Annotated in this window: 21 protein-coding genes; 16 read left to right on the forward strand and 5 right to left on the reverse strand. The window is 42.8% G+C overall.

The window, feature by feature from the left end; genetic code table 11:
- The 11 genes from F6J94_RS14310 to F6J94_RS14360 form a co-directional block, all read left to right on the forward strand.
- Window positions 1-989: class I adenylate-forming enzyme family protein (locus tag F6J94_RS14310; protein WP_293041132.1), on the forward strand; the 989-nt coding region annotated here is incomplete at its 5' end.
- A gap of 57 nt (window positions 990-1,046) precedes the next feature.
- Complete coding sequence (locus F6J94_RS14315) at window positions 1,047-2,066, forward strand: methyltransferase (protein WP_293041135.1); 1,020 nt, start codon at window positions 1,047-1,049, stop codon at window positions 2,064-2,066.
- A 228-nt stretch (window positions 2,067-2,294) separates the two neighbouring features.
- Window positions 2,295-2,528: a restriction endonuclease gene (locus F6J94_RS14320; RefSeq protein WP_293041137.1), complete on the forward strand. Its 234-nt coding sequence runs from the start codon at window positions 2,295-2,297 to the stop codon at window positions 2,526-2,528.
- Window positions 2,506-3,132: an FMN-dependent NADH-azoreductase gene (locus F6J94_RS14325; RefSeq protein WP_293041139.1), complete on the forward strand. Its 627-nt coding sequence runs from the start codon at window positions 2,506-2,508 to the stop codon at window positions 3,130-3,132. Before F6J94_RS14320 ends, F6J94_RS14325 begins: the two co-directional genes overlap by 23 nt.
- Before the next feature lie 57 nt (window positions 3,133-3,189).
- Window positions 3,190-3,633 carry a carboxymuconolactone decarboxylase family protein gene (locus F6J94_RS14330; protein WP_293041141.1) on the forward strand — a complete coding sequence of 148 codons (444 nt, stop codon included), beginning with the start codon at window positions 3,190-3,192 and terminating at the stop codon, window positions 3,631-3,633.
- Window positions 3,634-3,884: 251 nt separating this feature from the next.
- Entirely contained in the window at window positions 3,885-5,087 is a 1,203-nt protein-coding gene (locus tag F6J94_RS14335; protein WP_293041143.1) for a 4-hydroxybenzoate 3-monooxygenase, read from the forward strand.
- A 378-nt stretch (window positions 5,088-5,465) separates the two neighbouring features.
- Window positions 5,466-6,296 carry a DUF3050 domain-containing protein gene (locus F6J94_RS14340; protein ID WP_293041145.1) on the forward strand — a complete coding sequence of 277 codons (831 nt, stop codon included), beginning with the start codon at window positions 5,466-5,468 and terminating at the stop codon, window positions 6,294-6,296.
- Between the two features lie 341 nt (window positions 6,297-6,637).
- Window positions 6,638-8,515 carry an aspartate kinase gene (locus F6J94_RS14345; protein ID WP_367142207.1) on the forward strand — a complete coding sequence of 626 codons (1,878 nt, stop codon included), beginning with the start codon at window positions 6,638-6,640 and terminating at the stop codon, window positions 8,513-8,515.
- 202 nt (window positions 8,516-8,717) lie between these two features.
- The gene (locus F6J94_RS14350) at window positions 8,718-9,233 is read left to right on the forward strand and encodes a glutathione S-transferase family protein (RefSeq protein ID WP_293041147.1); all 516 of its coding nucleotides are present in this window, start codon (window positions 8,718-8,720) and stop codon (window positions 9,231-9,233) included.
- 94 nt (window positions 9,234-9,327) lie between these two features.
- A complete protein-coding gene (locus F6J94_RS14355) occupies window positions 9,328-10,233 on the forward strand; it encodes a hypothetical protein (RefSeq protein WP_293041149.1) in 906 nt (301 codons plus the stop codon).
- Window positions 10,234-10,374: 141 nt separating this feature from the next.
- Complete coding sequence (locus F6J94_RS14360) at window positions 10,375-10,761, forward strand: zinc ribbon domain-containing protein (RefSeq protein ID WP_293041155.1); 387 nt, start codon at window positions 10,375-10,377, stop codon at window positions 10,759-10,761.
- Window positions 10,762-11,035: 274 nt separating this feature from the next.
- On the opposite strand, the gene ltrA is transcribed toward F6J94_RS14360, so the two are convergent.
- A complete protein-coding gene (gene ltrA / locus F6J94_RS14365; RefSeq protein WP_293021688.1) occupies window positions 11,036-12,871 on the reverse strand; it encodes a group II intron reverse transcriptase/maturase in 1,836 nt (611 codons plus the stop codon).
- A 398-nt stretch (window positions 12,872-13,269) separates the two neighbouring features.
- Window positions 13,270-13,782, reverse strand: a complete 513-nt coding sequence (locus tag F6J94_RS14370; RefSeq protein ID WP_293041162.1) for a hypothetical protein — start codon at window positions 13,780-13,782, stop codon at window positions 13,270-13,272.
- A 39-nt stretch (window positions 13,783-13,821) separates the two neighbouring features.
- Between F6J94_RS14370 and F6J94_RS14375 the strand changes: the two genes are divergently transcribed.
- A complete protein-coding gene (locus tag F6J94_RS14375) occupies window positions 13,822-14,004 on the forward strand; it encodes a twin-arginine translocase TatA/TatE family subunit (RefSeq protein WP_293018250.1) in 183 nt (60 codons plus the stop codon).
- Window positions 14,005-14,051: 47 nt separating this feature from the next.
- Here the strand turns inward: F6J94_RS14375 and F6J94_RS14380 are convergent, their stop codons facing one another.
- The 3 genes from F6J94_RS14380 to F6J94_RS14390 are packed head-to-tail and all read right to left on the reverse strand — an operon-like array spanning window position 14,052 to window position 15,084.
- Window positions 14,052-14,762 (reverse strand): Crp/Fnr family transcriptional regulator, encoded by a 711-nt coding sequence (locus tag F6J94_RS14380; RefSeq protein WP_293041171.1) that lies wholly within the window; start codon window positions 14,760-14,762, stop codon window positions 14,052-14,054.
- Window positions 14,763-14,792: 30 nt separating this feature from the next.
- On the reverse strand, window positions 14,793-14,924 hold the full coding sequence (locus F6J94_RS14385; RefSeq protein WP_293041182.1) for a hypothetical protein: 132 nt from the start codon (window positions 14,922-14,924) through the stop codon (window positions 14,793-14,795).
- A 34-nt stretch (window positions 14,925-14,958) separates the two neighbouring features.
- Window positions 14,959-15,084: a hypothetical protein gene (locus tag F6J94_RS14390; protein ID WP_293041193.1), complete on the reverse strand. Its 126-nt coding sequence runs from the start codon at window positions 15,082-15,084 to the stop codon at window positions 14,959-14,961.
- Window positions 15,085-15,256: 172 nt separating this feature from the next.
- Here F6J94_RS14390 and F6J94_RS34280 point away from each other — a divergent pair, with 172 nt between their 5' ends.
- From F6J94_RS34280 to F6J94_RS14415, 4 genes are all read left to right on the forward strand, one after another.
- Window positions 15,257-16,039: a globin domain-containing protein gene (locus F6J94_RS34280; protein WP_367142208.1), complete on the forward strand. Its 783-nt coding sequence runs from the start codon at window positions 15,257-15,259 to the stop codon at window positions 16,037-16,039.
- A 187-nt stretch (window positions 16,040-16,226) separates the two neighbouring features.
- Window positions 16,227-16,523 carry a hypothetical protein gene (locus tag F6J94_RS14405; protein ID WP_293041196.1) on the forward strand — a complete coding sequence of 99 codons (297 nt, stop codon included), beginning with the start codon at window positions 16,227-16,229 and terminating at the stop codon, window positions 16,521-16,523.
- A 359-nt stretch (window positions 16,524-16,882) separates the two neighbouring features.
- On the forward strand, window positions 16,883-17,452 hold the full coding sequence (locus tag F6J94_RS14410; RefSeq protein ID WP_293041211.1) for a DUF4255 domain-containing protein: 570 nt from the start codon (window positions 16,883-16,885) through the stop codon (window positions 17,450-17,452).
- Between the two features lie 38 nt (window positions 17,453-17,490).
- Window positions 17,491-17,996, forward strand: a 506-nt coding sequence (locus F6J94_RS14415; protein WP_293041228.1) for a hypothetical protein, incomplete at its 3' end; no start/stop codon positions are given.

Raw genomic sequence — 17,996 nt, forward strand, 5'->3', positions numbered from 1 at the left:
TTTCAGCGGGAATTAGCTACTTTATGACAGTAACCTTACTGGGGTTACCCACTATGGTTTTGTCGGATTTATCTGGTAATAATGCTATTACTCAAGCTAAAAAACTTAAACCGACTATAGTAGCAGCTTTTCCACAAACCTATGCCGACATGGCTTCCCAGGCTTTAGAAAAAGACCAATTGAGTTCTGTAAAAATGTGGATTAATACGGGAGATGCTGCCCATGAAGCTCATATCAGGACTCTGGTAAATGCCGGGAATTCTAAATCAGTCTTTATTGATGGTCTAGGTGCTTCAGAACTCGGCATGGCTTTGTTTAATAAAGTCTCTAGTCGCCAGACAAGCTTGTATAATCGATATATGGGTAAGCCACGCAGTTTTGTAAAAGCTGTAGTGTTAGATGAGGAGGGAAATCTACTGCCACCCTATCAGGTAGGTTTCCTGGGTATTAAATCTCCAACTATTACACCAGGCTATTGGAATGATTCTAACCGCACCCTCAAAAGTTATAAACAAGGGTACTGGATTAGTGGGGATTTGGCTTATTATGATCAGGATAATAAATTTTTTCACGTGGATCGTTCCGTTGATGCTATTCAGTGCGCTAGGGGCTTAGTCAATACGTTACCCATCGAGGAATTAATTTTGAAGAACAACTCAGCTGTTGCTGATTGTACAATAATTGGAGTTCCTAAGGAAAAAGGCTTCGATGGTTTGGTGGCTTTTATAAAGCTGAAAGCGCCAGGAAATATTACAGCATCAGCTCTGATTACTGCTATCAATCATCAGCTATTGTATAACAATTTTGAACCATTGTCTTTCTTAGAAATTGTCAGTAATCTTCCTGTCGGTTCAACAGGAAAAGTCTTGAAAAGGAAGCTTCGCGAGCAATATCAGGATATCCTAATTTGTGCTGAGCATAACTTAGATGGTAAAGGGCTTCATGATTTTGCTTATGCAGAGCTAACCAAAGTTCCAGTTAGGTCTTAAATTGTTGATAATTCCCTGAATATTTTTTACTAAAGTAAACTAGAAGGAGACTAGTCAATGGAAGCGGTTACTAAACAGCTGGTACCGGACAAACTACTGGAATTGGGGTTTGCTTTCTCGGCATCTAAGACATTCTTAAGTGCAGTGGAACTGGGAGTATTTACTGAACTCGCTCAGAGTTCTATGACTGCTGCTGAATTGACTGAAAAACTAGCACTTCATCCCCGTAGTGCGCGAGATTTTTTGGATGCACTAGTTGCATTAAAAGTGTTAGATTATTCTGATAACGCTTACAGTAACACTCCTGAAAGTGATTTGTTTCTTGACCGCTCCAAGCCTTCCTATATCGGTGGTTATCTAGAGATGTACAACACCCGTCTCTATGGATTTTGGGGTTCATTAACAGAAGGGTTACAGAGCGGTCAACCCCAGAATGAAGCCAAAAATGGAGAAGACTTCTTCGGCACCCTTTACGGGGACCCAGCCCGCCTAAAACTCTTTCTGGAAGCAATGTCTGGGATCAGTATGGGAGTAGCTCAAGCGATCGCTGATAAATTTCCCTGGGAGAAGTTTCAGACCTTTATCGATATCGGTACGGCTCAAGGGCAGTTACCAGTAACCGTTGCCCTAAGTCACGACCATTTACGTGGAGGTGGGTTCGACTTGCCAGTGGTTCGCCCAATTTACGAGGAATATGTTGCTTCCAGAGGACTTAGCCAGCGATTACACTTCCATGGTGGTGACTTTTTCCAGGATATGCTGCCTAGTGCTGATGTTTTGGTGATGGGACAAATCCTCCATGACTGGAATCTAGAAGAAAAGCACCTGTTAATTGCCAAAGCCTACGAAGCACTCCCGACCGGTGGTGCATTGATTGTTTACGACGCACTAATCGACGATGAGCGCTGCCAGAACAAGTTTGGGTTACTCATGAGCCTCAATATGCTGATCGAGACCTTTGGGGGTTTCGACTATACAGGAGCAGACTGCTGTGCTTGGATGGACAAAGTAGGATTCAAAGACACTTACACTAAACCTCTTGTAGGAGCTTACTCAATGGCAGTAGGCATCAAATAATCCCAATTACAGGTTAGCAGGCGATCAAGTTAGCAGGTTAGCAGGTTGAAGGTTAGCAGGTTAGCAGGTTAGCAGGTTAGCAGGTTGAAGGTTAGCAGGTTAGCAGGTTATCAGGTTACAGGTTAGCAGGTTAGCAGGTTAGCAGGTTATCAGGTTATCAGCTGATCAGGTTAGAGTTTACAGGTTACAGGTTACTAGGTTACCAGGTTAAAGGTTATATTCTGAACCTTGGCCAAAAGGCCACGCTACGCGAACAACCTTCAACCTTGGCCAAAAGGCCACGCTACGCGAACAACCTTAAACCTCCAACCTCCAACCTTCAACCTCCAACCTTCAACCTTCAACCAAACCACCTTCAACCTTCAACCAAACCACCTTCAACCTTCAACCAAACCACCTTCAACCTTCAACCAAACAACCTTCAACCTTCAACTTAATTATGACCCATATTCTTCACATTGATGCTAGTCCCCGTGGCGATCGCTCTATTTCTCGGCAATTGTCTAATCGGTTTATTCAAACTTGGAAGTCTTTCTATCCAGACGACACCGTCAGCTATCGAGATTTAGGTCATAATCCTGTGCCCCATGTTGATGAAAAGTGGATTGCTGCAGCATTTTGTCCTCCAGAAAAACGCACTACTGAATTAGTAGAGGCAATTAAAGTATCAGATACTTTGGTGGATGAATTTTTAGCAGCCGATCGCTATGTTTTTGGCATTCCCATGTACAACTTCAATGTTCCATCTACCTTCAAAGCATATATCGATCAAATTTTTCGATTTAATCGCACCTTTACCTTTGACGAACCTGGTCAATATCGGGGCTTAGTTCCTAAGGGAAAGAAAATGCTAATTTTTACAGCTCGTGCCGGTACTTTCTCTCCAGGAAGCCCTATTGCTGATTACGATTATCAGGAACCTTTTTTACGGGCTATATTTGGAGTACTTGGCATTACAGATATCACGTTTATTCATGCCGAGAAACTAGATTTAGGGGAAGAAGCCCGTCAGCAATCTTTGGCCAATGCCCGTGCTGAGCTTGAGAAAGCAGTAGGAACGTGGTGATCACGTCAAACGTAAAAAGTCAAGTTTGTAATTTTACAAACCAATTGAGGTATTTAAATGGAAACAAGATTGGAACTAAAGAAAGTTGAACCAGCAGCTTATATAGCCATGAATTCCTTGGAAAATTATGTGAATAAAAGTGGCTTAGATAAAACACTGAGAAAGTTAATAAAAATCCGTGCTTCTCAACTTAATCAATGTGCTTTTTGTATCGATATGCATACAAAAGAAGCCAGAAGTAATGGAGAAACAGAACAACGAATTTATGCCCTAAATGCTTGGCAAGAAGCGCCGTTTTTCAGTCCAGAAGAGCGGGCTGTATTAGAGCTAACTGAAGCAGTGACGCTGATTTCAGAGAATCAGGTACCGAATTCAGTTTATGAAGAGGTAAGTCGCTATTTTTCAGAAACTGAAATCGCTAAACTTTTGATGGCTATTGTCACGATCAATGGTTGGAATCGTATTGCTATTACTACAAAAATGATTCCAGGTACCTATTAGACGCTGATCAGCTATCAGCTTAAGCGCTACGCGCACGCGTGCGCGTTCAGCTATCAGCTATTAGCTATCAGCTATTAGCTATCAGCTTAAGCGCTACGCGCACGCGTGCGCGTTCAGCTATCAGCCAAAGGCCAAAGAAGTTTATTTTAAGCTGACTGCTGACGGCTGACTGCTGACTGCTTACAGAGGCTGTTTGTTAATAAAATTTGCTTTTCTTTTATTCAAATCTAACTAAAGAGGTAGCTTAAACCATGACTAATAGTACAGCATTGAAAACATCAGTTTGTATTTTAGGTTCAGGTCCAGCTGGGATTGTAGTTGGTAATATCCTTCTACAAAATGGGATTGATTGTATCATTGCGGATAGATACAACCGCGAAGAAATATATACGAAGGCGCGGGCAGGTGTGCTGGAAAGCACCACAGTTGACCTACTCAAAAAACATGGTCTAGCGGATACAATTCTTCAAAATGGCTATACCCATGATACCTGTGAATTTCGTTACCCTGATTACAGCGTTGTCTTTGATTACGGCAAGTTAGCTGATGGGGATGTCCATTACATTTATCCCCAAAGCGATCTCAATGACGATCTGATTCAAAGATATCTGGATGCAGGTGGTAAGTTATTGTTACGCCATGAGGGGAAAAAAATTACTCAAACCGATGACGGCGTCATTGTTGAGTGTTACGATAAAGATGGTGACACCACCATCACGATTCATGCTGATTTTGTAGCAGGGTGTGATGGCTATCATGGAATCTCGCGCCAATCAATTCCAGACGGAGCGGTAGACATCTACACAAAACAGCATCCCTACGGCTGGCTGGCAATTTTAGCTTACGCACCACCTTCTGCAAAACATGTCATCTATGGCTTGCATCATGATGGCTTTGGAGCTCACATGCCGCGCAATACCAAGATTTCTCGTTATTACTTACAAGTTTCACTTGATGATGAGCTTAAAAATTGGCCTGATCAACGCATTTGGACGACTTTGGCAAAGCGTCTGGCGAAAAAAGAATGGACGTTGAAAGAAGGGGAAATCTTTGACAAGCGGATTTTATCCATGCGCAGTTATGTCATGGAGCCGTTACAGTACCAACGGTTATTGATAGCTGGTGATGCGGGTCACATTATTACACCTTGCGGTGGGAAAGGTTTAAATCTGGCGGTACAGGATGCGGGTGTTCTGGGAGAAGTATTGGTAAGTTACTACCAGGAAAAACGGGATATTTCTTACCTAAAACGCTACTCGGAAATTCGTTTGCCCTATATTTGGCGTGCTCAAGAATTCTCTTGTTCGATGTTGCATATGCTGCATAAGTCTGAAGAGAAGGATGTAGACAATGTTCGTTTCTTCAATAAGTTGAGTGAATCGAAATTGAAGCAATTGTCTACATCGGCAACATTTGCTAGGGATTTTGCTAGAAACTATGTTGGTATTATTTAGCAAAGGGAGTAGGGAGTAGGGAGTAGGGAGTAGGGAGTAGGGAGTAGGGAGTAGGGAGTAGGGAGTAGGGAGTAGGGAACACAGAACAAAGTTCTCAGAATTCATTGAGGATCCCTATCTGATTGACCGTAGGCCACGCCAAAGGCGATCGACTTAGATCCAAAATTGCCAATTAATTTGGTAATTGGTAATTGGTAATTGGGATTAATATAGCGGTTTATAGCCTAATGAGGTACAGAGTGTTTTTTACCTGCTCCCTGTTCCCTGTTCCCTGTTCCCTGTTCCCTGTTCCCTGTTCCCTACTCCCTGTTCCCTACTCCCTAAAAACATGTGCCTCACCCAATTAAAAAAATATACAGGTTATTAAGGAGACCAATCATGAAGATTATCGAAATGCAAAATTATAAGAGTTTCGACTATTACGCTCAGCTGGAAGAACAACTTAAACCAAGCCGTATGGATCTGATCAATCACCCGCTTTACCAACAGTTATATGACTTGGTATCTCTACAGATATTTATGGAGTCTCACGTGTTTGCTGTTTGGGATTTCATGTCTTTGATTAAGACTCTTCAACACCGAGTTACTTGCTTGGATGTACCTTGGGTGCCACCGACAGATATTAATTCTGCCAGGATGGTCAATGAGATTGTTTTAGCTGAAGAGACTGATGAAGTCTCACCAGGAAATTACATCAGTCACTATGATCTATATATGGTGGCGATGACAGAGATTGGGGCTGATACTAATCCAATTAAAACGTTTATCTCTTCTCTTCGCAAAGGTATTCCAGCTGACCAAACTATAGCCTCTCTTTCGATACCTGAATTAACCAAAACGTTTGTGAAATTCACCTTGGAAACTACTACTAAGTCAACCCATGAAGTAGCTGCAGCTTTTCTACTAGGTCGAGAAGATATCATTCCTGCTATGTTCAGACAGGTTATTGCTACTTTAGATAGTCTCTATGGATTTACTTGGGATTCTTTGCGTCTCTATCTAGACAGGCATAATTTTCTGGATGAGGATCAACATGTTCCGATGGGGAAAAAACTCTTAAAAAATCTTTGTGGTGATGATCCTGTAAAGTGGGAGCAAGCTTTCAACTCTGCTGAGAATGCTCTCAAAGCACGCTATGCTCTATGGGATGGTGTAGCTGAGTTGATTCAGCTCAACAAAGAGAATGATATAGCGCTGCTTGAGATGTAATAAGGCGGTTTGCAATTGCTGTTAGGTACAAAGTTCTGGGTTTTTAGGGAACAGGGAACAGGGAACAGGGAACAGGGAAAACAATCCTGTGTACCTAATAGTTATGCAAACCGCCATAGTTAACAGGGAACTTCGGAACAGGGAAGGGTCATCGAACTCAGGTTATTATAGGGCTCAATAGCTCTTTCATACTGTTCCCTTGTCCGAAGTTTACTGTTACTTGTTTATAGTAATACTATTTTCCTAGTAAATCCTTATATTAGCCATTACTAAAGCAAAATAAAAAATTTTCTTTTTTATTTAAATCAATTTAAAATTAATACTTTATTTGAGGCTATATCATGCTAATCATCCAAAAGTATGGTGGTACGTCGGTTGGATCAGTTGAAAGACTTAAAGCAGTTGCCCAGCGGGTGAAGCAAACAGTCCAAAATAATAATAATGTGGTGCTAGTGGTTTCGGCGATGGGGAAAACCACTGATGATTTGCTCGGTTTATCGAAGGCAATCTCCACTAATCCCAGTGCTCGGGAGATGGATATGCTTCTATCTACTGGAGAACAAGTATCAATTGCTTTGCTGAGTATGGCATTGCAGGAATTGGGACAACCGGCTATTTCTTTAACTGGGGCACAAGTAGAAATTATTACTGATGCTGAACACGGTCGTGCCAGAATTTTGGAAATTCAGCCAAAGCGAATTCAGCACTATCTTAATCAAGGAACTGTGGTAGTTGTAGCTGGATTTCAGGGTATGACCAGTGGTGATAACTTTGAAATTACTACTCTAGGACGTGGCGGTTCAGATATATCAGCTGTGGCGTTAGGGGCTGCCTTAAAAGCAAATTTGTGCGAAATTTATACTGATGTTCCAGGCATTTTTACAACTGATCCTCGGATTGTACCAGAGGCACAATTAATCCCAGAAATTACTTGTGATGAAATGCTAGAGTTAGCGAGTTTAGGGGCAAAGGTGCTACATCCTAGGGCGGTAGAGATTGCTCGTAATTATGGGGTACCTTTGGTTGTACGTTCAAGCTGGAACAATGCACCAGGAACTAGGATAATTTCTCCGATGCCTAAACCTCGTTCTCTGAAAGGGTTGGAAATTAACAAGGCAGTATATGGAGTGGAATTGGAGACAAATCAAGTAAAAGTAGCCCGATGGCAAGGGCGGGATCGTTTAGGGGTAGCGGCAGGGTTATTTGATGAAATTGCTCGTGACAATCTCGATGTTAATCTGATGATTCAGTCAATTCAGGAGGACGATGGTAAAGATATTGCGTTGACGGTAGTGAACAGAGGTTTGGATCAAGCTGAGACTTTAGCAGCGGCAGTGAGTGAAAGTAAACTTAAAAAGCTGATTACTTCTGCTTTATACGGGGGGACTTGGCAAGGGTCAGAAGAGCTAGAGGTGATGGTAGAGCAGAACATGGCAACAGTGGCAATTACTGGGACTGGTATGATTGGGCGTCCTGGGGTTGCAGCTAAAATGTTCTCTACTCTAGCAGAGGCGGGAGTTAATATTGAGATGATTTCTACCTCTGAGTTGAAGATCACCTGTGTGATTAATGCTGAGGTATGCGATCGCGCTGTTGCTGCTTTGTGTCAGGCTTTTGAAATTGATCGTTCTGTAGTGCTCGGACCTATTCAGGAGTTTTCTACCGATTCAAGCCCATCCCCAGTATGCGGTGCTGTGGTTGATCTCAACCAAGCTTGTATCACAATTCGCCATGTCCGAGATCAACCGGGAATGGCAGCAAAAGTATTTGGACGACTGGCACAGGAAAATATTAGTGTTGATATGATTATTCAGTCTCAACGCTGTCATAGGCTTAATGGTATCCCCAGCTGTGATATTGCGTTTACGGTCGCTCAAGCTGATGCCGAAGCAGCATCCATGGCTTTAAAAGCGTTAGCACTAAGTATTGGTTGTGGGGAAATTCTAGTGGATACAGAAATCGCTAAAGTTAGTCTAGTTGGGGGTGGTATGGTGGGACAACCAGGGGTTGTGGCTCAGTTTTTTGAGGCATTAGCACAACAGCAAATAACTATTCAGATGATTACAAGTTCGGACACTAAAATTAGTTGTGTGGTTGCTCAAGAAGAAGGAGTTAAGGCTTTAAATGCGGTGCATAAGGGGAGCATCCCGGTGGTTAAAAACTATCCCCAAACCCTCAAGGGTTTGGCTACACCAGCAAAGCATAGCTACGCAGGGTAATCAGCAGGCTAATGAGTCGGACACAATTATAGCGCTACGCGCAAGGCAAAAGGCAAGAGGCAAAAGGCAAAAGTTCAATAAAACAGCGTTTCAGCTTGTATCAATGTCCTAACCTTAATGGGTAGTGCTATACTTCCAAAAATTAGGCAAAAATTAGCCAAAAATTAGGCAAAAATTAGGCAAAAATCAGGATAATACAATTATGATAAAACTTTATGATTACCAGCTATCTGGCAATTGCTACAAAGTGCGGCTAATGCTTTCACTACTTGGGTTAGAACACGAGACTGTCTGGGTTGACCTGGACAATGGTCAACACAAATCTCCAGAGTTTCTGGAATTGAATTCCTTTGGACAAGTGCCAGTTCTCACCGATGGAGATTTAATCTTTGAGGATGCCCAAGCTATTTTAGTATATCTAGCACGGCGCTATGGTAGCGAAGACTGGCTGCCTTTGGAGCCTGAAGCCATGAGTCGAGTGATGCGCTGGTTATCTACAACTGCAGGAGAGATTCGCCAGGGTCCAGAGTTTGCCAGACTTTATTACAAGTTTAATGTACAAACCGTTAACATCGAGGTAGCAACACAAAAGTCGGAAACTATCCTAACACTGCTCGACAACCACCTCAGTGATCGGGAATGGCTGGAACTGGGTCACCCCACAATTGCCGATATTGCTTGCTTCCCCTATGTTAGTCCCGCAACTAAACCCCAATAAATAGGTATAAAACAGTATTTAACTGTATAAAACCGACATTGACATTTTGCTAGCGCTAGAGTACACTTAAGATGTAGGACACAGTCAGTTAACAATGCCAAGAAAAGTAGGAGCAACAAAGAAAATATCGACTCAGGTTGTCCCCGTAGTGGGGATGACTAAGTCGGTAGAGTTTGAGTTGTTGCAGGTAATGAAAAAGTTAGGAATTGTCAGGTCTGAGTCTTACAATAAACTAGGCAGCATTAACCATTGGGGACTGGACTGGAAAAAGGCCATCCCGGAAGTGAAGAGTTTCAGGACTCCCGATACTCTGGGATTGCCTGCCAAGTTGATGGATTGGACTGTAAACGATGTAGCGAAGGCTATCACAGCGAGCCAAGCAGCTTGTATCGACGCCGTTGTCAGAAAAATTTATAAAAGGTTTCCTGGGAAAGACAATCAAAAGACAAGAAAGGAGCTTTGTAAACAGCTTAAGACCTTGGCTTTTCTGGAGAACCCACTGCTGCATAGGCTGGTCAGAAAGGAGTTTAAAAGGGGTCATTCCTGGGTCAAGAACCAGATAGTCTATCAACAAATAGGCTATAAGTGCAGGAGGCTCTCCCGTAACACTTATCAGCTAGAACTAGCTGGATTAAGAAGAGGAAAAAGAAACAGAATAATCGTCAGATATAATCGCCAAATAAGTGGGCAGATTAGATTAATCTACAATCAAACTCTACAAAGATTTGAAATTCACTTCTTAGTAGATTATGGAACAGTGGAAGTACCCGCTAACCGCCACCCTATCGGGATAGACAAAGGGTACACAGAGGCTTTCTATGATTCAAATGGCCAAGCGCATGGCAAAAATTTGGGCAAAGCGGCTACCAAAAAGTCCAATCGCATCTGTGCCAAGAATCGTAATAGAGGAAAGCTTTGGGCGATACATAGAAAGTTAGAAAAACTTGCTCCAGCAAAATCTGCTCGTATCCTTAAAAACAACCTAACTAGAAAAACATAAAACAAGCGATACAGACAGAACCAAGCCGAACTAACTGCCATAATAGGAGCGGCCTCCAAGTCTCTTTTTAATGGTGAATCACTCTTAGTTTTTGCGGAAGATTTAACACAACCAATAAAAAATAAACGCCAGTCCAAAGCCATGTCCCGTAAGCTTAATAGCTGGATGAAAGGGAAAATGCGGGACTCCTTACAGAAATGGGCTGATTGGACTGGGTCGGTTGTTACGGAAGTTCAGCCTAGCTACACGTCGCAAGTTGACTCTGTTACTGGAACCCTGTTGGGGGAAAGAAACGGGGACAATTTTACCAGGTTTAATGGGGTCGTGTTACAGGCTGACTACAATGCTGCCAAAAACATACTTAATCGAGGTACGGATAAGGAAATCACCCGGTATATGAGTAAAACCGAGGTGCAGGCAGTATTGTTGCGTCGTACCGCGCGTTTCTTGGTTAGAAGTTACCGTCAGAATAAGGCAGCCTTTATGGTTTGTCGGCTATGGGTAAAAGGTTTAAAACTTTATGATTAAGGCCAGAGACGAAACCTTAGGAGAGTGGAGCCTTTATGGTTAGTCGGTTATGGGTAAAAGGGTTAAAACTTTATGATTAAGGCTCCACTCTCCTTACGGTAACTTCAAACCTTATTCTAAGGTTTCGTCTCCGGAAGGTATGGGACTGAGTCTAGCTGATGCGGTTGAGCTTGGATGGATTGGGTAGGTCGGCGGGGTTGCCCCCGCTTCGCCCCCTAAGCACCGTGCGAACAAGTCTCCAAGTACACGGCGCACCTAATTCCTTTTGAACACGTTATTTTTGCGACTTGCTTTTCTTCGATTTCCGGTTTTGTACCTTTTGGCTTTTGTTCCGGGTCTTAGAGGGTTTTTCCATCCCGCTTCTTAACATTTGTTGTATGTCGGGATTAGTCGCACCCAAGGCATGGATGGAGTGATGGCAATCGTTATGCAGGTAGATGAGGTTATCGTATTTGTCGAGACCCCCTAGGCTTTTTGGCATAATATGATGTAGATGCACTTTATCGTAATTACCTAGATTTTGCTGACAGAAGGGACATTTATATCCCTGTCTGTTGGCTATTTTGTCTCGTCCGCTAGAAAGTTTACTCCTCGCCGTTTTTTCTTTCTGCTTGACTTCCCTTTCCTTCCAGTATTCTATTAGTCCTGGGTCGTCTGGGGATTTATCGAAAGTCACTAAAGTGTGTCTTTCAATTCTTGTCCAAGCGAATTTGTTTATGTGATATCCTTCTTCTCCAAATACCCAATTGTCATCTCTGCCGGGACATAATTTACCGAAGTATTTTTTATTAACCCATTCATGAGATTTCTTTGAGTGCTTTCGTCTACCCCACCGTTGGAGTTTCCAGTATACGTAGTTATCAAGCTGTGAGAAGATTTCCTTGGAGACTGCTCCGCTGTGATAGTTGCTCCATCCTCTTATTATTGGATTGAGTTTATGTATCACTTCTCTCTGGGATACCCCTTTGAGTTTTTTGAATTCTTCTTTCAGTTTATTCTTGACTTTCTTTACGCTTTTCTGGGAGGGTTTGATGAGGGTTATTAATCCCGTTTTTCTACTGGTGGTCTTATACTTTCGGAAAGTCCATCCTAGGAAGTCGAATCCTGTGGATACATGGCTTATTTTGGTTTTTTCCTTGGATAGTTTTAGTCCTCTTTCAGATAACCACTTTTCGGTGATTTCCTTAGCGTTCGCCGCATCTTCCTCGCTTTCTGTTAGGATTACGAAGTCATCAGCAAAGCGGACGTAAGTCCTAGGTGTCACGTTGTACCATCCTCCACCATCTTTCTTCCTTTTGTCTCTACTCCATCTGTATTTGATTCCCAATTCTTTTTCTAATCCGTGGAGGGCTATATTGGCCAATAATGGGCTAATTATTCCACCTTGGGGGGTTCCTTCCTCTGTATTGTAGAATACGTCTTTGTAGACATATCCTGCTTTAAGCCACTCTTTAATAAGATGTGTTGCTGGGAAGCTTCCAATGGTTTCTAGGAGTGGTTCGTGGGCGATATTATCAAAACATCCTGAGATGTCTGCGTCTAAGACCCACCATTTCCTGTTCTTTTCACCACATATGTTTTGGAATATCCTTTGTCTAGCATCATGGGCACTTCTTCCTGGCCTGAAACCGTATGATACGGGTTCAAATCTGGCTTCCCATGTAGGCTCTAATGCATTCTTGACGATTGCCTGTAGGCATCTATCCGTCATGCTAGGGATTCCTAATGGCCTTTGTTTTCCGTTGGATTTGGGTATGTAGATGCGTTTTGTTGGGATTGGCTTCCATGCTTTGTAAGTGGTGAGGGCATCGACCATTTCGCCTCTTTCCTTGGGATTAAGTTTTGCCTGTCCATCTATCCCTGGGGTTTTTTTTCCACCATTTATCTGGGTAGCCTGTCTGACGGAAGTAAGGATATTGGAGTAGCTGCGGAGCATTAACCTCTGCAACTTGTTTACCTTTTTCCAGTTGCCTTCACGTGTCGCTTTGAAAATTCTACGTCTAAGTTTCCTAACCATCCGGTAGGCATTTTTCCAGTCTATGGAGTGCCAATTGGTGGTTTGCTCAGTTACGATACCGTCCCCCGAAGGTTTCGATTCTATCTTTTCCATATACAATTAGGGAATCAAAACGTATTTTTTCCTTGGCTCGGAATTAGTTCTGAAATTCAGCACTCTGCACGAGTTGAGGGATTTCCCTCTATCCAACCAGTTATGACCTTCCGGCTTTCCTGTTTCCTTTCGGTTGTTGGCTTTCGCTTGGTTCAGTCTTTTACCGGGCCCAGAGTTAGACCTCCTCTTACGATTTGGCTACCAATATCAATCGACCTAGATATTGGACTCAACCTCGGCTTACCCGGTTACACACATAGAAGATACGAATCTCAGGTTGCCGTCTCTACACCGAGTCCGTTTGTGATTCTGATTGCCCCATCAAGGCGAGGCTAATCCTGGAGCTATTACCTCCATTGTCGTTTTGGCAGAGGTATTGCTTATTACGGTGCCTTATATCAACGGTTCCTACTCGTCAACCTTTTGATTCTTTCCCTGCCTCTGTTCACCTTCTCGACATTCTGGTTTCCTTTGGCTTTACCCTCTAGCTGTGAAACCCATTGATTCGGGAGTAACCTAGTTTTCACCGAGTTATCCATCTCAATACGCTCCTTTGGGTGGGAACTTGGCCTGAATCCTGACCGTGGAAAGGCTCTTACCCCTTTCGCTTCTATGAGCGCCTTCATCGGTCGCCCCTTGACTTTAAACATAGCAAAACTCGGGCTTTCAAGGAACTCCTGGTCGGGATGCCAGGAACGTCCAGACAGATGAGTGGCAAGCTTGACTCCAATTGCTGAATGACCACTCCTCCCTCGGACAACAATAAAATGCACCTTGACCGTTTTATTTAGGTTTATCCTGATTAATCCCGGTTTAAGAGTATCCCTAGTAAAACCATAGAGTAGATTAGCTAGACAATTTTTTTGCTTTGCTGTGAAGTAGGATGGGCTAAGTGCTATCAAGCAGTTCAAGGTTAATTCTAGGTTAAAAGGAGTTTGGAGGAAATTGATATGTTTGGTTTAGGATGGCCGGAAGTAATGATTATTGGCGTTGTGGCGGTTGTGATTTTTGGACCGAAGAAAATTCCTGAAATTGGCAGCGCCCTAGGGAAAACCCTCAGAGGCTTCAAAGACGAGATGAATAATCCGACATCAGACGCTAAGGAGTCACAAACTGAGCAGAAAGATTCATAATTAACAAAACTTTCAGGGCTTGATTCATCCTACTTCGTTGTCCGCGATTAGCCCGAAGGGCTACGCTTCGCGAACGCATCTAACTGCTGCCAGTCATTGATAATAATTTTGCCTCCCCGCTTGTAGGTAACTACTGTTTGTATCGAATTGATCTTTTTGAACAAACGCACGCATTCTTCATAGGTTATACCTATACTGCGAGCAATTTGATAGTACGGAAGGTTGACATTTAAGGAGTCTCCCTGAGCAACAGACTGAGTTCCATAGCGAGTTGCATAGTATTGCAGTAGACGCACCAGTCGTACAATTGCCCTTTCTGAAATTAGTCCATGTACGGTGTTGTGAATTTGTTGCAGGCGTTGATTAAAGACTTCCAGGATTCGCAACGCCACTTCTGGGGTATGGCGAATGGTATCTAACAGCGCCTCTCGTTCTATGGTTAGCACTTGCGAGTCCACCTGACAAATAACTGTTGCGGGAGCAATACCATTACCAAAAATTGCCGGAGCCGCAAAAATATCCCCCTCAGGGATGATGCGCAAAAGGCTTTCTTTACCACTCGTCCCGGTTTTTTTAATTTGCAGAGTTCCCTTGATTAAGGCATAAAGTTGGCAGGGGAGGCGATCGCCCTCGTAGATCACAATCTCATCCCGCAAATAAGTCCGTACTTTGGTATAAGGCTGAAGATTCTCTAGCGCTGAGGTTTCTAGGTCTTTCAGCACCCAGACTTGAGCTAATTGTTCTATGGATGAGACCATGCCTACCAGTCCTTTGACAGTGTTTGATAGTTATAGTATTTCTGAATTCGGTAGGGAGCAGGGAGCAGGGAGCAGGGAGCAGGGAACAGGGAGCAGGGAACAGGGAACAGGGAGAAGAGTGTGGGGAGAGGGGGTAGTGTGGGGAGAGAGGGGAGAGCACAAGAGTGTGTGTGGGGAGAGGGAGGAGAGGGAAGAATTAGTTTGAGATTAATTTGGTATCTTTAAATACTTTTTTTCTAATGGTCTTGATGCATATCCTCATCTGACTCCCGATTTCCCCATCTCCCCATCTCCCCATCTCCCCATCTCCCCATCCCCCCACACTTCCCTCCCTTTCCCTACTCCCTACTCCCTACTCCCTTTGCTTTTACTTCCTTTATGAGCTAGCTCAAGGACAGCCCTAACTATTTCTGTCACAGTAAAAGTAGCAACGAGTTCAGAGATATTTCCAAATCTTAGAACTTCCTACCTAAATTTGAGATGAGGAAAGGATAATGGGTAATGCGATCGCTACAGCAAACACATCGTTTAGCACTTCCCTACAAAAATTAGTTTACTATCCAGATACAGGGATAATTAGTAACTTTTTGCTCAAGGATAACAATTGCCAATACACCCTATTTTGTTTGGCAAAAGGTACAGCAATCGACGAGCATAATTCACCTCGTAATGCCGCAATTACCGTAATTGAAGGCAAAGGAATTCTGACCTTAGACCAGAAAGATATTACCTTAGAAACAGGAGTTTTTATCTTTATACCTGCTAAAGCACCTCATAGGTTACAAGCCCAAGAGAATCTGAAATTTGTGCTAACCCTCTCGGAACAGCCCTTACCGGTGAATCAGGTTAGCCAAGAAACCATAGATATCATCAAGTCCACAGCTCCCCTCCTCAAAAAGCATGGTAAGCAAATTACTACTCGGATGTATGAAATCATGTTTCACAACCATCCAGAGGTAAAAGCACAGTTTGATATGTCAGCTCAAGCCAATGGTTCTCAACCAGCTAAGTTAGCGACAGCAGTCTATAGTTATGCTACCAAAATTGATAATCCGGAGGCTTTAAAATCAATGGTTGAGTTGATTGCCCATCGTCATGTAAAAACCAATGTTAAACCAGAACAATATCCCATTGTGGGAGAGAGTTTACTACAAGCGATGAAGGATGTGTTGGATGAAGCGGCGACAGAGGAAATGATAGTAGCTTGGACAGAAGCTTATCAGATATTAGCTGATATTTTTATTAACCGAGAACGTCAAATCTATCAATCATTATAGCAATCTGGGAGTCGGGAGTCGGGAGTCGGGAGTCGGGAGTCGGGAACAGGGAGTAGGGAGTAGGGAGTAGGGAATATGAGAACTGCTATATTGCTGTTAGTTTAAATTCCCAGCAGTCAAAACCTGCTCAACGGTTAACATCAGCTCAGGAAACGTAGGTGATGTTAACCGTTGATTTCCAGTTGCCGTGGAACGGGCATGTTGGTGGAACGGGCATGTTGGTGGAACGGGCATGTTGGTGGAACGGGCATGTTGGTGGAACGGGCATGTTGGTGGAATGGGCATGTTGGTGGAACGGGCATCTTGGTGGAATGGGCATCTTGCCCGTTATCAATATTCCCAGGCGGGCAGGATGCCCACCCCACTCCTATTCATCCCGCCCCTCAGCAATGCCAAAAATCCTGTGTACCTCATAGCTATAAGAAACGCTATAAGCACCTCAAGTAGCGTGGCCAACGGCCAACGGCTGACTGCTGACTGCTGACTGCTGACTGCTGACTGCTGACAAAAAATGATCCGAGTTGAATATAGCGGTTTCTATCCTAATCAGGTACACAAGATTTTTGACCTGTTCCGGTGATCCGCTGTTCCCTAAAACCCACGACTCTGTACCTCACCCAATTAAAAACCGCTATATTCCTAAAAATATTACGATATATTTCATTGTTGAATATTCCTAAAAATGTTACGATATATTTCATTTTTAGGGATTTTATCTCTTTTGTTGTTTTTCATGTTAGTGTTATTTTGGTGGCAGTTAGAAGTATAGAAAAGGTATTGCCCTATTCCATAGTCTTCTTGTCAATATTATCCTCCAATTATTAGGCGGGATAGATACTACCTATGTTGGATCATGTTCTCTCGTTTCTTAAGGAACAACTCAACAGCTACATCCGAGTAAAAACCGGGGGTCAGGCTTTTGAGGTCTTATTTATTCAGGATCGCAACGGGAAAGAAGTTTCCTTAGAAGAGAATGCGATTACTACCTTATTAGTCAACTTAGAAGAAGACTATACCTTTCGTTCTGGTGCCGCCTATGAAAGGATGCCTAATCAGGGGGGTAACCAGCAAAACAACCCTAATCTTTACCTCAATTTATACGTTCTCTATGCTGCTAATTTTACTAATTACCGGCAATCTTTAAAGTTTTTATCCCTAATTATCAAATACTTTCAAAGTCATCGATTATTTGATTGTCGTAACTCTCCAACCCTCAGTTCGGAGATCCAAAAGTTGACTATCGAACTGGTTAATTTGCCTTTTACTGAACAAAGAGAGGTTTGGTCTGGTTTAGGCATGTCTTATATGCCTTCAGTCATTTATAAAGTCAGAATGGTTGTCTTTGCCGATGGGGATACGCTGGAAATTGGCTCTGATGTAACTGAGAGGGAAGTTAGTAGTTCAAGAATCTAGTATCGCCGACAAACTAAAACACAATGGTCATCTAGATTATGCTTTATAAGCCACTCTTTGAATTAAGTATTCTTCACGACTATTATCGGGATAAAGTCTGCCCGGACTTAAGTGTTGAACCAACACCTGAATGTAGCAGGGTACTTAGGGGTCATCGTCTGATTGTTAAGAATAAAGTTAACGGACTAGTGGTCATTGCCCCAGTAGTTTCAGTAGGTTCAGAAGATTCAAAACATAAACCAAAACATAAACCAAAACAGAAACCCTGGGTAGAGCTTGCTGATAATTTGCGATTTACTTTTATATTGAAAATCAAAAATCAAGATTTTCTAGATTTCACAGATATTGACTGGAAACCCCTTGATAATCTTAGTTATCATTTTAGCAATGAAAGGAATACTCAAATTGGAGTGTCAGACTTAGAAAGAGCTAGATTGCCTAGTTATCAAGAAGTATTGACACTTGCTATTTTAAGGCTGATTACTATTTTACGGCTGATTAGAGAAGGACTATACCGATTTGTAATACTACTTAAATTGTCCGA

The sequence above is a fragment of the Moorena sp. SIO1F2 genome, assembly GCF_010672755.1.
Classification (GTDB): Bacteria; Cyanobacteriota; Cyanobacteriia; order Cyanobacteriales; family Coleofasciculaceae; genus Moorena.

Bases quoted from the DNA above. Each gene is read 5' to 3' on its own strand.
- F6J94_RS14315 (WP_293041135.1), top strand. From the start codon at position 1,047: ATGGAAGCGGTTACTAAACAGCTGGTACCGGACAAACTACTGGAATTG.
- F6J94_RS14325 (WP_293041139.1), top strand. From the start codon at position 2,506: ATGACCCATATTCTTCACATTGATGCTAGTCCCCGTGGCGATCGCTCT.
- F6J94_RS14330 (WP_293041141.1), top strand. From the start codon at position 3,190: ATGGAAACAAGATTGGAACTAAAGAAAGTTGAACCAGCAGCTTATATA.
- F6J94_RS14335 (WP_293041143.1), top strand. From the start codon at position 3,885: ATGACTAATAGTACAGCATTGAAAACATCAGTTTGTATTTTAGGTTCA.
- F6J94_RS14340 (WP_293041145.1), top strand. From the start codon at position 5,466: ATGAAGATTATCGAAATGCAAAATTATAAGAGTTTCGACTATTACGCT.
- F6J94_RS14345 (WP_367142207.1), top strand. From the start codon at position 6,638: ATGCTAATCATCCAAAAGTATGGTGGTACGTCGGTTGGATCAGTTGAA.
- F6J94_RS14350 (WP_293041147.1), top strand. From the start codon at position 8,718: ATGATAAAACTTTATGATTACCAGCTATCTGGCAATTGCTACAAAGTG.
- F6J94_RS14355 (WP_293041149.1), top strand. From the start codon at position 9,328: ATGCCAAGAAAAGTAGGAGCAACAAAGAAAATATCGACTCAGGTTGTC.
- F6J94_RS14360 (WP_293041155.1), top strand. From the start codon at position 10,375: ATGTCCCGTAAGCTTAATAGCTGGATGAAAGGGAAAATGCGGGACTCC.
- ltrA (WP_293021688.1), bottom strand. From the start codon at position 12,871: ATGGAAAAGATAGAATCGAAACCTTCGGGGGACGGTATCGTAACTGAG.
- F6J94_RS14375 (WP_293018250.1), top strand. From the start codon at position 13,822: ATGTTTGGTTTAGGATGGCCGGAAGTAATGATTATTGGCGTTGTGGCG.
- F6J94_RS14380 (WP_293041171.1), bottom strand. From the start codon at position 14,762: ATGGTCTCATCCATAGAACAATTAGCTCAAGTCTGGGTGCTGAAAGAC.
- F6J94_RS34280 (WP_367142208.1), top strand. From the start codon at position 15,257: ATGGGTAATGCGATCGCTACAGCAAACACATCGTTTAGCACTTCCCTA.
- F6J94_RS14410 (WP_293041211.1), top strand. From the start codon at position 16,883: ATGTTGGATCATGTTCTCTCGTTTCTTAAGGAACAACTCAACAGCTAC.